16 protein-coding genes are annotated in these 14,180 nt (G+C 61.2%); 11 read left to right on the top strand and 5 right to left on the bottom strand.

What is annotated here, in order from left to right; translation table 11 throughout:
• Window positions 1–4: 4 nt before the first annotated feature.
• Genes AC07NR_RS03105 through AC07NR_RS03090 form a run of 4 tightly spaced genes read left to right on the top strand, consistent with a single transcriptional unit; the run spans window position 5 to window position 3,160 of the window.
• Complete coding sequence (locus AC07NR_RS03105; RefSeq protein ID WP_495077776.1) at window positions 5–559, top strand: hypothetical protein; 555 nt, start codon at window positions 5–7, stop codon at window positions 557–559.
• Window positions 560–592: 33 nt separating this feature from the next.
• Entirely contained in the window at window positions 593–1,870 is a 1,278-nt protein-coding gene (locus AC07NR_RS03100; protein WP_085712808.1) for a flavohemoglobin expression-modulating QEGLA motif protein, read from the top strand.
• A gap of 58 nt (window positions 1,871–1,928) precedes the next feature.
• Entirely contained in the window at window positions 1,929–2,834 is a 906-nt protein-coding gene (locus AC07NR_RS03095) for an alpha/beta hydrolase (RefSeq protein ID WP_495077775.1), read from the top strand.
• Complete coding sequence (locus AC07NR_RS03090; RefSeq protein ID WP_119427141.1) at window positions 2,831–3,160, top strand: PA3694 family proteiin; 330 nt, start codon at window positions 2,831–2,833, stop codon at window positions 3,158–3,160. The genes AC07NR_RS03095 and AC07NR_RS03090 overlap by 4 nt, the downstream gene beginning before the upstream one ends.
• A 65-nt stretch (window positions 3,161–3,225) precedes the next feature.
• Here AC07NR_RS03090 and lptF read toward each other — a convergent pair whose 3' ends face one another.
• From lptF to AC07NR_RS03075, 3 genes are all read right to left on the bottom strand, one after another.
• Complete coding sequence (lptF, locus tag AC07NR_RS03085; protein WP_085712811.1) at window positions 3,226–4,014, bottom strand: lipotoxin F family OmpA-related lipoprotein LptF; 789 nt, start codon at window positions 4,012–4,014, stop codon at window positions 3,226–3,228.
• A 55-nt stretch (window positions 4,015–4,069) separates the two neighbouring features.
• Window positions 4,070–4,474, bottom strand: coding sequence for a DUF4398 domain-containing protein (locus AC07NR_RS03080; protein ID WP_085697302.1), 405 nt, complete (start codon window positions 4,472–4,474; stop codon window positions 4,070–4,072).
• A gap of 367 nt (window positions 4,475–4,841) precedes the next feature.
• Window positions 4,842–5,186, bottom strand: coding sequence for a pilin assembly protein (locus AC07NR_RS03075; RefSeq protein ID WP_085688799.1), 345 nt, complete (start codon window positions 5,184–5,186; stop codon window positions 4,842–4,844).
• A 213-nt stretch (window positions 5,187–5,399) separates the two neighbouring features.
• Between AC07NR_RS03075 and ppc the strand changes: the two genes are divergently transcribed.
• From ppc to AC07NR_RS03045, 6 genes are all read left to right on the top strand, one after another.
• Window positions 5,400–8,030: a phosphoenolpyruvate carboxylase gene (gene ppc, locus AC07NR_RS03070; RefSeq protein WP_495077774.1), complete on the top strand. Its 2,631-nt coding sequence runs from the start codon at window positions 5,400–5,402 to the stop codon at window positions 8,028–8,030.
• Between the two features lie 300 nt (window positions 8,031–8,330).
• A complete protein-coding gene (gene adk, locus AC07NR_RS03065; protein WP_085712812.1) occupies window positions 8,331–8,978 on the top strand; it encodes an adenylate kinase in 648 nt (215 codons plus the stop codon).
• A 93-nt stretch (window positions 8,979–9,071) separates the two neighbouring features.
• Window positions 9,072–9,746 (top strand): tRNA (adenosine(37)-N6)-threonylcarbamoyltransferase complex dimerization subunit type 1 TsaB, encoded by a 675-nt coding sequence (tsaB, locus tag AC07NR_RS03060; protein ID WP_192552959.1) that lies wholly within the window; start codon window positions 9,072–9,074, stop codon window positions 9,744–9,746.
• Window positions 9,747–9,919: 173 nt separating this feature from the next.
• Window positions 9,920–10,228 carry a hypothetical protein gene (locus AC07NR_RS03055; RefSeq protein ID WP_085712814.1) on the top strand — a complete coding sequence of 103 codons (309 nt, stop codon included), beginning with the start codon at window positions 9,920–9,922 and terminating at the stop codon, window positions 10,226–10,228.
• Window positions 10,228–11,088 (top strand): DUF72 domain-containing protein, encoded by an 861-nt coding sequence (locus tag AC07NR_RS03050; protein WP_432218729.1) that lies wholly within the window; start codon window positions 10,228–10,230, stop codon window positions 11,086–11,088. The genes AC07NR_RS03055 and AC07NR_RS03050 overlap by 1 nt, the downstream gene beginning before the upstream one ends.
• 29 nt (window positions 11,089–11,117) lie before the next feature.
• Window positions 11,118–11,954 (top strand): isocitrate lyase/PEP mutase family protein, encoded by an 837-nt coding sequence (locus tag AC07NR_RS03045; RefSeq protein WP_495077773.1) that lies wholly within the window; start codon window positions 11,118–11,120, stop codon window positions 11,952–11,954.
• 12 nt (window positions 11,955–11,966) lie between these two features.
• On the opposite strand, the gene AC07NR_RS03040 is transcribed toward AC07NR_RS03045, so the two are convergent.
• Window positions 11,967–12,581 carry an energy transducer TonB gene (locus tag AC07NR_RS03040; RefSeq protein WP_495077772.1) on the bottom strand — a complete coding sequence of 205 codons (615 nt, stop codon included), beginning with the start codon at window positions 12,579–12,581 and terminating at the stop codon, window positions 11,967–11,969.
• Window positions 12,582–12,674: 93 nt separating this feature from the next.
• Between AC07NR_RS03040 and AC07NR_RS03035 the strand changes: the two genes are divergently transcribed.
• The gene (locus AC07NR_RS03035; protein ID WP_114881557.1) at window positions 12,675–13,457 is read left to right on the top strand and encodes a class I SAM-dependent methyltransferase; all 783 of its coding nucleotides are present in this window, start codon (window positions 12,675–12,677) and stop codon (window positions 13,455–13,457) included.
• 45 nt (window positions 13,458–13,502) lie between these two features.
• Here AC07NR_RS03035 and AC07NR_RS03030 read toward each other — a convergent pair whose 3' ends face one another.
• Entirely contained in the window at window positions 13,503–14,138 is a 636-nt protein-coding gene (locus AC07NR_RS03030) for a TetR/AcrR family transcriptional regulator (protein ID WP_114881558.1), read from the bottom strand.
• Window positions 14,139–14,180 lie beyond the last annotated feature (42 nt).

Below are 14,180 nucleotides of genomic sequence, written 5' to 3'. Positions count from 1 at the left end.
TTGAATGAAAGCCTGGCGTGGCGCGTTGATCGCGCTGTCGTTCCTGCTGCTCAGCGGTTGTCTGGTGACCTTCAAGGATCCGCTGCCCGCCCGTGAGCCGGCGCCCAGAGGCCTGCTCGGCGAATGGGCGAGCACCAATGCCTGGGGCGAGCCGATGAACCTGGAACTCACGCGCCTGGGCAATGACCGCTATCAGGCGGTCACCTGGTTCAAGGCCCGTCCCCATGAGCGGGAAGCCTACCCGTTCACCGTGTCGCGTCATGGCAACCGCTGGTACCTGTCGGCGAAGGTGCCGGCGCAATATGGCGGGCACTTCACCATCGCCGGTTTCGAGATCACCGACAAACATGAACTGGTGATTTACAACCTCGATCTCGATCAGATCAACCAGGCCATTGCGCAGAAAAGCCTCGACGGCCAGGGCTTCCCGACCGATGACGGTCAGGGCGTGCAAGTCGACAGTCCGCTGGAAAAGGTCTTTGCTTACCTCGACGACCCGGCCAACTCGGACGTTTTCGTCGAAGCGGCGCGCTACCAGCATCAGGCCAAGGCCAAATAATTCAGTTCGTCACGTTTTCTACAGGAGTTTCGGGTGGACGATTACCAGCAGACGATACGCACGCTGTCCGATCGCATTGTGCTGGCGCAGACGCCGATTCGCGTCCTTGACGCAGTCAAGTGGGACGAGAACATCCGCAAGGGTTTCCTCAAGGCCAAGGGCAAGGAATTGCCGGCGGTGGATCGCGACTACTACCTCAACCGGCCGCTGTCCTTCGATTCGAGCAAGGTCAAGCTGGAGTTCCAGAACATCGAACGGGACATCACCCGCCAGCTCGGACAGTTCAACCCGGTCGGCCAGATCATGCGGCGCATGTGCAAGGAATACCGGATGGTGGTGCGCATGCTCGAAGCGCGCGGCACCGAAGATTTCGGCCTGATTTCCCAGGAACTGTATGGCGCTGCGTCCGATGCGTTTCACGCCGGTGACCCGACCCTGGCCGACCTCGGCCTGATGATGTCGGACTACCTGAACAACATCGACGGCCGTGGCGACCTGAAGGACGAACCGAAGATCCTCACCGCCAAGGACGCCGTGCACTTGCTGCAGACCCGCCTGAACAAGGTGTTCGGCGAGGCCGAGGAAACCATCCGCGTGTTCGAGTCCGACGGCATCGTCGCCGACGCGGCGGCGGGCGCCGACTACATCAAGATCCGCACCGACGCGATGTTCAACGACCGCGACGTGCGCGCGCTGGAAGTCCACGAAGGTCTGGTGCACGTCGGCACCACGCTCAACGGTTTGAACCAGCCGATCTGCACCTTCCTGTCCAAGGGCCCGCCCTCGTCGACCGTGACTCAGGAAGGCCTGGCGATCCTGATGGAAATCATCACCTTCGCCTCCTACCCGAGCCGCCTGCGCAAGCTGACCAACCGCACTCGCGCCATTCATATGGTGGAGGAGGGCGCGGACTTCCTGCAGATTTTCGAGTTCTTCCGCGAGCAGGGCTTCGAGATGGCGGAAAGCTACGGCAACGCCAGTCGGGTTTTCCGTGGATCGACGCCGACCGGTCTGCCATTCACCAAAGACTTGTCCTACCTCAAGGGCTTCATCATGGTTTACAACTACATTCAGTTGGCCGTGCGCAAGGGCAAGCTCGAGCAGGTCCCGCTGTTGTTCTGCGGCAAGACCACGCTGGAGGACATGCGAACCCTGCGGCAACTGGTGGATGAAGGCCTGGTGGTGCCGCCGAAGTACCTGCCGGACCAGTTCCGTGACATGAATGCGTTGTCGGCGTGGATGTGCTTCTCCAACTTCCTCAATCACTTGAGTCTGGACCGGATCGAGGCCGATTACTCCAACATCCTGTAGGCCCATTGATCATTCCCGCGCTGAGCGCGGGAATCCAAACCTTGCGAGGTTTCACCGGATGAGAATCCTCGGCATCCTCTGCCTGCTCGTGACCCTCGGCGGTTGCAGCTCTTTGCTGTTCTACCCCGAGCCGGGCCAGATATTCACCCCGGAAAAGGCCAAACTCGAATACCGCACCGTCACCCTGACCACCGCCGACGGCCTCAAGCTGAACGCCTGGTGGCTACCGGCGAAACCCGGTGTCGAGGTCAAAGGCACGGTGCTGCACCTGCACGGTAACGGCGGCAACCTGCCGATGCACCTGGGCGGCAGTTGGTGGTTGCCGAAAAACGGCTATCAGGTGCTGTTGGTGGACTATCGCGGTTACGGACTGTCCGAAGGCAAGCCGAGCCTGCCGGCGATCTATCAGGACATCGACGCCGCATTTGCCTGGCTGGACAACGCGCCGGAAGTCAAAGGCAAACCGCTGATCCTGCTCGGCCAGAGTCTCGGCGGCTCGATGGCGGTGCATTGGCTGGTGCAACATCCGGAAAGACAAAAACGGCTCAAGGCCTTTGTGCTCGACGGGGTTCCGGCCAGTTACCGCAGCGTCGGTCAATACGCCCTCAGCACATCGTGGATGACCTGGCCATTCCAGGTACCGCTGTCGTGGCTGGTGCCCGACAGCGACAGCGCGATCAACTCGATGCCGCAGCTCAAAGGCGTACCGAAACTGATCTTCCACAGCATCGACGATCCGCTGGTGCCTCTTTCCAACGGCATCCGCCTGTATCAAGCTGCGCCGCCGCCCCGGGTCCTGCAATTGACTCGCGGTGGCCATGTGCAGACCTTCGGAGATCCGGTGTGGCGCCAGGTCATGCTGCGTTACCTCGACGATCCCGAGCATTTCAACGGCCTGCGCCGCCTCGGCGAAGTCCCGAATTACCCGCAACCTCCGAATTCCGAAAACGAGAGTCCGCAATGAGTGAAGAACGCAACGCCATCCCGCTGATCATCACCGGTATCTGCAGCATCCTCGGCACCGTCGGCGCCCTGTGGTACTACGGCTACCTGCACTTCGCCAAACCCGAGGATGCGTTGCTGCTCAACGAATTCACCATGCTCAAGACCATTCCCGGCGAAGACTACAAGGTCTCTCTGGACCCGGCGCCGCAAGTGGCGCAGTGCATCGATGGCGTGCTGGTGCTGTTCGACACCGAACAGAAAGGCCTGACCGGGGTGCTGATCAACGCGCAGAAAAAGGCTGTGCGCTGCATGGGGCAGGAAACCCCGCAGAAACTGGAAGAGTAAACCCGGGACAAATAAAAGCCCCGCCTGATCAACTCAGGCGGGGCTTTTTCGTTGCGGCGTGGGGCTTAGTTCGAGCTGACTGCCGAGCGCGGCATCACCGGCTGGTTGTCGTTGGAAATGGTCACTTCCACCCGACGGTTCATCGCACGGCCCGAGACGCTGCCGTTATCCGCGACCGGGTATTCCTTGCCGTAGCCCTGTACCACGATGCGCGACGGATCGACGCCCATCTTGATCAGCGCAACCTGCACCGAGGTTGCACGACGCTCGGACAGCGACTGGTTGTACGAAGCGGCGCCGGTGCTGTCGGTGTAGCCCTCGACGATCACCTTGCGGTCCGGGTTTTCCTGGAGGAATTGCGCCAGTTTGTTGATGTTCACCAGACCGCTGGATTTCAGGTCGGCCTTGTTGGTGGCGAACAGCACGTCACCGAAAGTCACCAGCGTACCGCGATCGGTCTGCTTGGCGTTGAGGCTGTCCTGCAGCTGTTTGATCTGCTGATCGCGGGCATCCAGACGCGCCTGGGCACGTTGGGCAGCGGCGTTCTTCAGGTTGTTTTCAGCGGTGCGCAGGGCGATGGTCTGCTTGGCCACTTCCACGCGCTGGTTGGTCAGGTAGGCCAGTTGGTCGACCTTGGCCGCGTTTTCCTTGTCCAGATAGGCCTTGTCAGCCTTGTCCAGGTAATCGCTGGCGTCCTTGGTTTCCAGTGCCGCCACTTTGCTCGCCTGCGGGTTGGCCTGCAGGCCGGCGTAGTTGGTGCGGGCCTGTTCCAGGTTCGGGTTCGGCGGCGTCGAGCAGGCAGCCAGGGCAACGCTTGCGGCCAGGAGAGCGGGGATCATCAGTTGTTTACGCATAATCGTTCGTCCTTTCTATCGATAAGAGATTCAGCCTTGCGGTCGGGATGCGCGCTTACTGCACGGTGCGCTGACTTTCCTGACGCAGTTCCTGAACACCTTTCTGGGAATCCTTTACAGCCTGTTCGGCTTTCATCGCCTGAGCCTTGCGTTCGGCAACACGGGCATCCCACTCGGCTTGCTCGGCCAGCGTGCGAGCCTCGTCATACTTTTTGTCGTGCATGGCGATTTCGGCTTGTTTGAGCTTGTCCTGCGCCTGCTTCATTTCCACGGCGGCGAACTCGGTACCGCCGGCGCTGACCGCGCTGTTCACGGCCGATTGAGTCACCGCGTATTGCTCGGTCGGTGGATTGCCGGCGCAACCGGCCAGCACGAAGCTGGTGCCGATGGCCAGGGCGGCCAGTTTCAGACCGCGCAGGTGGGAGAACGAGGTTTGGGTCTTCATGGTCTTCAACTCCATTGGTTAACTCCTTGGAAGCTTCGAAATCCATCCTGGTAGCGGAGCCGCAACCGTCATGTGCAAGTGCGTTTTGAAACGCTCGTTCCAGGCGTGGTTACCTGTTCCGACCGAAGGCTTTTTTTAAAAGTTCAGAAAAGATGGCTCATCGCCAAAAAATATTCTGACCGAATGGACAGGGCTCTAAACCGGGAACTTTGGCGGGGGAGAGTGGTACGCGCGGGGGTAATAAGGCGTGTGATTTTTGAATTTGAATACAGTCAATGTGGGAGCGAGCTTGCTCGCGATAGCGTCGGATCAGTCACCACTACAGTGCCTGACAAACCGCTTTCGCGAGCAAGCTCGCTCCCACGTTTCGATTTATGTTGTGTCAGTGTTTTTGCTTGCCGGCTGCGGTCGACAAATCGTGTAGATGCCGCCGCGACAACGCGAGAAAACGCGGTGTCGGGCCGACGTCTTCATACAGCGGATCGCCTTCTTCATCGGTGGCAACCACGGTCGAGCCTTTCACATACGGCAGGCTCGCCTCGAACTCTTCAAGCGCCGCGCCGATCAATTCGCCGAGCAGTTCTTCGGCATGCCGTTTGGGGTACATCTCGGCAATCGCCGCCAGGCGCGCGGCGGCCTCCACATCCAGATGAATCGTGTAGCCGGTGTCGGTCAGGCGACCCTTGGCGGTTTCTTCCCAATGCTGGGCGAGTTCACGGATTTTCATGATGACCTCATGTCGTACCTGCTCGTGGCAGGTCTGGGTGAGTGTCCGCCGTCAGGCGGCGGCAGCCGTTGTGGGGCTTACTGTTGAGACTAGCTTCAGGGCGCAAGGTTTAAAGTCCCTTCGTCGTCTGCTTGTAAGAAGCGTTGCAGAGCGGCACTCTCTGTTCATCCACTCACTTGCGATCCGTCACCGATTACTGCTGGAGAGATGCTGATGACCGATATTGATGCACGCTTGCGCGAAGACGTTCACCTGCTCGGTGAGCTGTTGGGCAACACCATCCGTGACCAGTACGGCGAGGCGTTTCTCGACAAGATCGAGCAGATTCGCAAGGGCGCCAAGGCCGACCGACGCGGCTCGATGGACGCCGAACTCAGCGCCAGCCTCAATCAGTTGAGCGAAGACGAATTGCTCCCGGTGGCGCGGGCGTTCAACCAGTTTCTCAACCTGGCGAACATCGCCGAGCAGTACCAGCTCATTCATCGCCGCGAAGAGTCGCAGGCCGCGCCGTTCGAATCCCGGGTGCTGCCGGAATTGCTCGCCCGACTGCGTGAAGAAGGGCACAGCGCGGACTCCCTCGCCCGGCAATTGTCACGACTGGAAATCGAACTGGTGCTGACCGCGCACCCGACCGAAGTGGCCCGGCGCACGCTGATCCAGAAGTACGACGCGATTGCTGCGCAACTGGCCGCTCAGGATCACCGAGACCTGACCAGCGCCGAGCGCGAGCAGATCCACAACACCCTGCAACGCCTGATCGCCGAAGCCTGGCACACCGAAGAAATCCGCCGCACCCGACCGACCCCGGTGGACGAAGCCAAGTGGGGTTTTGCGGTGATCGAACACTCGCTGTGGCAGGCGATTCCCAACCATATGCGCAAGGCCGATCAGGCACTGTTTGCGGCCACAGGCCTGCGATTGCCGCTGGAAGCCGCGCCGATCCGCTTCGCTTCGTGGATGGGCGGCGACCGCGACGGCAACCCGAATGTCACCGCTGCGGTGACTCGCGAAGTATTGCTGCTGGCGCGCTGGATGGCGGCGGATCTTTACCTGCGTGATGTCGATCACCTGGCCGCCGAACTGTCGATGCAGCAGGCCAGCGAGGCGCTCAAGGCCAAGGCCGGCGACAGCGCCGAACCCTATCGCGCGGTGCTCAAGCAATTGCGCGAACGCCTGCGCGCCACGCGCAACTGGGCTCATGCATCGCTGACCGCAACCACCCCGGCACCGGCCGATGTGCTGCACAACAATCGCGATCTGCTTGATCCGCTGGAGCTGTGCTACCACTCGCTGCACGAGTGCGGCATGGGCGTGATCGCCGACGGACCGTTGCTCGATTGTCTGCGTCGTGCCGTGACCTTCGGCCTGTTCCTGGTGCGCCTCGATGTACGCCAGGACTCGTCGCGACACAGCGCGGCCATGACCGAAATCACCGATTACCTCGGCCTCGGTCGCTATGAAGACTGGGACGAAGAACAGCGCATCAGCTTCCTGACCCGCGAACTGCAAAACCGTCGGCCGCTGCTGCCGGCGCATTTCAAACCTTCGGCGGACACTGCCGAAGTGCTCGCCACCTGCAAGGAAATCGCCGCCGCACCGGGGGCTTCGCTGGGTTCCTATGTGATCTCCATGGCCGGTGCCGCCTCCGATGTCCTCGCGGTGCAACTGCTGTTGAAGGACTCTGGTGTGCTGCGGCCGATGCGCGTAGTGCCGCTGTTCGAAACCCTGGCCGACCTCGACAACGCCGGCCCGGTGATCGAACGTCTGTTGCTGCTGCCGGGTTACCGCGCACGTCTGCAAGGCCCGCAGGAAGTGATGATCGGTTATTCCGACTCGGCCAAGGACGCCGGCACCACTGCAGCGGCCTGGGCGCAATACCGGGCTCAGGAGCGGTTGGTGGAAATCTGCCGCGAGCAGCAAGTCGAACTGCTGCTGTTCCACGGTCGCGGTGGCACCGTGGGCCGTGGCGGCGGCCCGGCACACGCGGCGATTCTGTCGCAGCCGCCGGGTTCGGTGGCCGGACGCTTCCGCACCACCGAGCAGGGGGAAATGATTCGATTCAAATTCGGCCTGCCGGACATCGCCGAGCAGAATCTCAATCTGTATCTGGCTGCGGTGCTCGAAGCGACCTTGCTGCCACCGCCGCCACCGACGCCGGAGTGGCGGCATCTGATGGACGAATTGGCCGCCGACGGTGTGGCTGCCTACCGCGCGGTGGTGCGGGAAAATCCGCAATTCGTCGAGTATTTCCGCCAGTCGACACCCGAGCAGGAGCTGGGACGTTTGCCGTTGGGCAGCCGTCCGGCCAAGCGTCGCGCCGGTGGCATCGAAAGTCTGCGGGCGATTCCGTGGATCTTCGGCTGGACCCAGACGCGTTTGATGCTGCCAGCGTGGCTCGGTTGGGAAACCGCGCTGAGCAAGGCGCTGGAGCGCGGCGAAGGCGAGCTGCTGGGGCAGATGCGCGAGCAGTGGCCGTTTTTCCGAACTCGCATCGACATGCTGGAAATGGTCCTGGCCAAGGCCGACGCCGACATTGCGCTGTCCTACGACGAGCGACTGGTTGAGTCGGACTTGTTACCTTTGGGTGTGCACTTACGCGACCTATTGTCGCAGGCATGTTCCGTGGTCCTCGGTCTGACCGGTCAGTCGCAACTGCTGGCACATAGCCCGGACACCCTGGAATTCATCCGCCTGCGCAACACCTATCTCGACCCGCTGCATCTATTGCAGGCCGAACTGCTGGCGCGTTCGCGGCAGCCGAACGTCGAGCAGGACAGCCCGGTAGAACAGGCGTTGCTGGTGTCTGTGGCGGGGATTGCCGCCGGTTTGCGAAATACCGGCTAAGGTTTTCTGCGTGGGGCGGGGCACCCGGGGCAAACCTCGGGTGCCGTTTATCGGACGTGGGAAAAATGCGGGCAAGCGACAGTTAATGATGGGGTTGCGACTTGGGGAACCGCGTCGCAAGGTCGCGGCAGGCGCCGGTTTCTCCGACTTTTGGCGTCTTGTGTGGGCGCAGCCTGCTGTGTATCTTGGTCAGCCTCTGGCCGTTTGGGCGGTCACGACCCTATTTCCAGGATTTCGCCCCATGAGGCGAATCCGTTGTTTTGCAAAAGCTTTTTATAAAAAAATTGAGGAGCACATCTAATGCGCGTCATTCTGCTGGGAGCTCCCGGGGCCGGTAAAGGTACTCAGGCTAAGTTCATCACCGAGAAATTCGGCATTCCGCAAATCTCCACCGGCGACATGCTGCGTGCTGCGGTCAAGGCCGGCACCGAACTGGGCATCAAGGCCAAGAGCATCATGGATGCCGGCGGCCTGGTGTCGGATGACCTGATCATCGCACTGGTAAAAGACCGCATCGCTCAGGCTGACTGCGCCAACGGTTTCCTGTTCGACGGTTTCCCGCGCACCATTCCTCAGGCTGAAGCGCTGGTGACTGCCGGTGTCGAGCTGGATGCCGTGGTTGAAATCGCCGTTGAAGACGAAGAAATCGTTCAGCGCATCGCTGGCCGTCGCGTTCACGAGGCCAGCGGCCGCGTGTACCACATCGTCTACAACCCGCCGAAGATTGCCGGCAAAGACGACATCACCGGTGAAGAACTGGTGCAGCGCAAGGACGACACCGAAGAAACCGTGCGTCATCGCCTGTCGGTCTACCATTCGCAGACCAAGCCGCTGGTGGACTTCTACCAAAAGCTGTCGGCTGCCAACGGCAAGCCGAAGTACAGCCACATCCCGGGTGTCGGTTCGGTTGAAGCGATCACCGCCAAGGTTCTTGAAGCGCTGAGCTGAAAAACCTGATCCGCTGCATCATCCACGGCCCGCTTGCGGGCCGTAGTTGTTTATACTGGCGCACTTTTCCCCACCTGATTTACGGACACATCGATGAGCACCTTGCTGGCCCTGGACACCGCGACTGAAGCTTGCTCCGTTGCCTTGCTGCATGACGGCAAGGTCACGAGCCATTACGAGGTGATCCCGCGCCTGCACGCGCAGAAACTGCTGCCGATGATCCAGCAATTGCTGGCCGACGCCGGCACCACGCTGCAAGCGGTGGACGCGATTGCCTTCGGTCGCGGCCCGGGCGCGTTCACCGGTGTGCGCATCGCCATCGGCGTAGTGCAAGGCCTGGCGTTCGCGCTGGATCGTCCGGTGTTGCCGGTGTCGAACCTCGCGGTACTGGCGCAACGCGCTTATCGCGAACACGGCGTGAGCCAGGTCGCGGCAGCCATCGATGCACGCATGGATGAAGTGTATTGGGGCTGCTATCGCGAGACGGCAGGCGAGATGCGTCTGGTCGGCACCGAAGCGGTGCTGCCGCCGGAAGTCGCCGCGCTGCCGGACGATGCGGCTGGCGACTGGTTCGGTGCCGGCACCGGTTGGGGCTACGGCGAGCGCATCGCTGTCAACCTGAGCGGTTCCGATGCGGGCATGCTGCCTCACGCCGAAGACCTGCTGACGCTGGCGCGATTCGCCTGGGAACGTGGCGAGTCGATTCCGGCCGACGACGCCCAGCCGGTTTACCTGCGCGATAAAGTCGCCACGCCGAAAGCCCGCTGATGATTTCGACCCTGTGGCATTCGCCGCAGGGTCATGCCAATGCCTGCCAATCGTCCGTTTCCAACCCCGCGCTTTAAACCTTTTGTCTTTTATGTGTTCTAGTTATCACTCGGCGATTTGCTAAGTCGGTCAGGTGCCGCTAAATTGCCATCATCGATACCGAGCATGACTTTATGCGTATAGACGGCGTTTCCACTCATTCCTACCCCATCAAGCGCAAGCCTCGCAAAGGCAATCCGGCGCTGGATGAATCCGTCGAGGATATTGAAGGCGAGCTGGAATTCCCCACCGAAGCGCAACTGGCTGCCCGCGCCGCCAAGGCCTCTGCGCAACGCCTGAGCAATCTGCCCGCCCGCCAACAAGACATGATTTATCACCGTGCGATGAAGAAAAGCGTGGCCATGGCCCTGGCCAGCTACCTGAGCACCGCCGGTTTTGTCGATTGGGACGCAGACGTGCTGGGCCTCGACCTGTACATCTGATGGATCTGCCTTACTACCTCGGTTGCCCGTCCTGGAGTGAAAACGCCTGGCGCGAGTATCTGTATCCGGTAGACGCCAAGACCTCCGATTTCCTCGGTCTCTATTCTCAAGTGTTCAACGCCGTGGAAGGCAACACGACTTTCTACGCCAGCCCTTCGCCGGCCACCGTGGCGCGTTGGGCCGAGGTCATGCCCGAGCACTTTCGTTTCACCGCCAAATTCCCCGGCGACATCAGCCACGGCGGTGACCTGCGCGATCAACTGACTGCTGCCGAAACCTTCATCCAGTTACTCAGTCCCCTCGGTGAGCGCGTGTCTCCGCTGTGGCTGCAACTCTCGAAAAGCTTTACCCCGCAACGCTTGCCAGAGCTCGCAGCCTTCATCGACGCGTTTGATCGACCGCTGGCGGTGGAAGTGCGACACGAACAGTTCTTCGCCAAAGGCGAGAGTGAACGCCTGCTCAATCGCCTGTTGCTGGATCGCGGCGTGGAGCGCATCTGCCTCGATCCGCGCGCGTTGTTCAGTTGCCTGTCCACCGAGTCTTCGGTGATCCACGCCCAATCGAAAAAACCTCGCGTGCCGACCCGTCCGGCAGCGTTCACCCAATTCCCGCAGGTGCGCTTCATCGGCCATCCCGAGCTTGAAGCCAACGACCCGTTCCTGGTGCCTTGGGTGGCGAAAATCGCCGAGTGGATCGAAGAGGGCCGCACGCCGTACATCTTCCTGCATACCGCCGATAACATCCTGGCGGCCAAACTCGCGCAGCGATTCCATGCACAGCTGATGCAACGTTTGCCTGGCCTGCCATCGCTGCCTGAGCTATACAGAGAACCCGCCGCCGAGCAACTTGGCCTGCTCTGAGGCGGTTTTTTCTGCCCAGGAGCCTGCCGATGGACGCCCAAGCCCGCAAAGAACAAGTCCGTAAAGCCGAAGCCTTCAAAGCCCTGCATGAACGTCCCGGGATTTTCGTGATTCCCAATCCGTGGGATGCCGGTTCCGCGAAGATGCTTGCCAGCCTGGGTTATCAGGCGCTGGCGACCACCAGTGCCGGTTATGCGTTTTCCCAGGGCAAGCCCGATGGCGCTTTGGGGCTTGAACAGACTCTGGACAACGTCCGGGCAATTGCTGCAGCCACGGACTTGCCGGTGGCGGTGGATCTGGAAAACGGTTTTGCCGATGATCCTGCTGAATCGGCGCAAAGCCTGCTGCGCGCCGCCGAGGCGGGCGCCGTGGGTGGCTCCATCGAAGATGCCACTGGCCGGCCGGATGCACCGATCTACTGTTTCGAACACGCCGTGGCACGGATCGAAGCCGCCGTTGCCACTGTTCGAACCTTACCGTTTCCCTTCACCCTGACGGCCCGTGCGGAAAACTACCTGCACGGCAATCCGGACATCAACGACACCATTCGCCGTTTGCAGGCGTTCGCCGAAGCGGGCGCCGACGTGCTCTATGCTCCGGGTCTGAGGACGGCTGAAGAGGTGTTGGCGGTGGTGCGAGCGGTGGCGCCGAAACCGGTCAACGTATTGATGTCCGGTGGCCTGAAGCTGACCGTGCAGCAACTGGAGGAAATGGGTGTGAAGCGCATCAGTACCGGTTCGGCGCTGGCGCTGGCGGCGTTTGGCGAGTTCTTCCGGGCTGCGGAAGAAATCCAGCAGTCGGGCACGTTCGGTTTCACCTCGCGTTCGATGCCGTACGCGAAGGCCAATCAGTTTTTCAAGGGCTGAAGCAGGGCGGAATCAGGCGGCGATACGCAGGTTCTGCTGAACGATCGGGCGTACCCAGCCGTTATCGAAGTCCAGGGCTTTCTGCTGCTCGACGATCTCTTCCGGCGGGAACGGCGGGTAAGGCTGCAGCAGATCCAGGTCGAACTCGGCAATCGGCAGGTACAGCGGCTTTTTCTGCGGGGCAGGGCCCGGCTCCGGAATCGGCTGGCCGTTGTTGACCACGATCGGGCGAACCCAGCTGCTGTCGAAATCCTGCTGCTTTTGCTGAGTCTTGATGTCTTCCGGCGGGAACGGTGGGTACGGCTCGGCCAGGGTCATGTCGATTTCGGCAATCGGCAGGAACAACGGCTCGGGCGGACGTACCTGGGTTTCCACTACATCGCATTCGCGCTGGTCGATGATGTGGGCGTGCAGCTCGCTGCCGATAGTCGGTTCTTCAGGGCTTTCCAGATCGACCGGTGGGAAAGTGCCACAGGCCGGCACTACATCACTCGATTGTTCGGCCAGTGCCTGGGCAAAGAAATCCTGCCACAGGTGGCTGACGCCGCCCAATGCTTGAGTGTTATGACGGCTGAAATCGCCTGTGGGCGAAATGTAGCCGATCGATGTGGGAAGAATGCCTGACATTTTTTTCGGTCGACGCTCAGCTCTGGCAAAATGCGCGTTGATTGGGTTATCGGCGGTTTTTGCCGATCCTTAACTTTTTTGAGCGTGTTTTCCATGATTGAGCAACCTGCGGCCTGCCGCATCCATGTCGAAGCCCTCGGCCCGACGTTCGAAGCGCAGGCCGAGCAGTGGGCGCAGCGCCTGAATCTGCCGTTGCAGGTGGCCGACGGCGAGTTTGCCTTGCAGGTCGGCGAGCAGGGCTTGCAGCTGCAACAGCTGGGGCCGGATGCGCCGGGGCCGGTGCGGGTCGATTTCGTCGAGGGCGGCGCGGCCCATCGCCGGTTGTACGGCGGTGGCAGCGGGCAGATGATCGCCAAGGCGGTCGGTATCGCCCAAGGCGTGCGTCCGCGGGTGCTGGATGCCACGGCGGGGCTCGGGAAGGATGCGTTCGTGCTGGCGAGCCTGGGCTGCGAGATGAGCCTGATCGAGCGCCAGCCATTGATTGGCGCGTTGCTGGAGGATGGTCTGGCCCGCGCGGCGGAAGATTTCGACGTGGCACCGATCGTGGCGCGGATGACACTGCTCAAGGGCAACTCCATCGACGTGATGCGCAACTGGGAAGGCGAGCCGCCGCAGGTGATCTACCTCGACCCGATGTTCCCGCACCGTGAGAAAACCGCACTGGTGAAGAAGGAAATGCGCCTGTTCCGCCCGCTGGTGGGCGACGATCCGGATGCACCGGCCCTGCTGGAAGCCGCGTTGGCGCTGGCCACGCACCGGGTGGTGGTCAAGCGCCCGCGCAAGGCGCCGTGCATCGAAGGGCCGAAGCCGAGCCATGCGCTGGATGGCAAATCCAGCCGCTATGACATCTACCCGAAGAAAGCGCTCAAGCCCTGAGCCGGCTCATAAGAAAATCCCACGCATGGCGTGGGATTTTTGTTTTCAGGGGCGATAGGCACGCATGAACAGCTCGACCACTTCCTGCACATGGCTTTCCGCCGCCTCGCCGGTCAGTGGTTCACCGCAGCCATACAGCAACCGGAAATTCCCCGCGCCCTTGATCAGGCAGAAGAAGTGTTCGGCGGCGTTGTGCGGGTTGTCGATACGCAGCGCGCCAGTCTCATCGATCCGCCGCAGAAGCCGCTCCATGCCTTGCACCATGCGCTGCGGGCCGGCCTCGAAGAAGATCAGCGACAGCTTCGGATCCTGACTGCCCAGCGCCATGATCAGGCGATGCAGGTTCACCGATTCATCGCTGTTGATCAGGTGGTGAAAGCCTCTGGCAATGTTCAGCAACACATTTTCCACCGCGATGCCGTCCGGCAATTCGAAGAACAGCGGCGGCAATTGCTCCTCGCATTTGGCCACGACGGCGGCGGAAAACAGCGTCTCCTTGTCATTGAAATGGCTGTAGACCGTCAGCTTCGACACGCCAGCCTCGGCGGCCACCGCGTCCATGCTGGTGTTGGCATAGCCGTGACTCAGGAACAGGATTTTCGCCGCTTCGAGAATCGCCTGGCGCTTGGCCGGATCCTTCGGGCGGCCGGGGCCGTTTGGAGCTGAAAGATTGTTCGACATTCTTCGCTTTTAATACTGGACTGGTGAGTTTGCTATTAATAA

Source organism: Pseudomonas sp. GW821-FHT09C09 (assembly GCF_059418105.1).
This window is presented reverse-complemented; position numbering and strand designations above follow the sequence as displayed.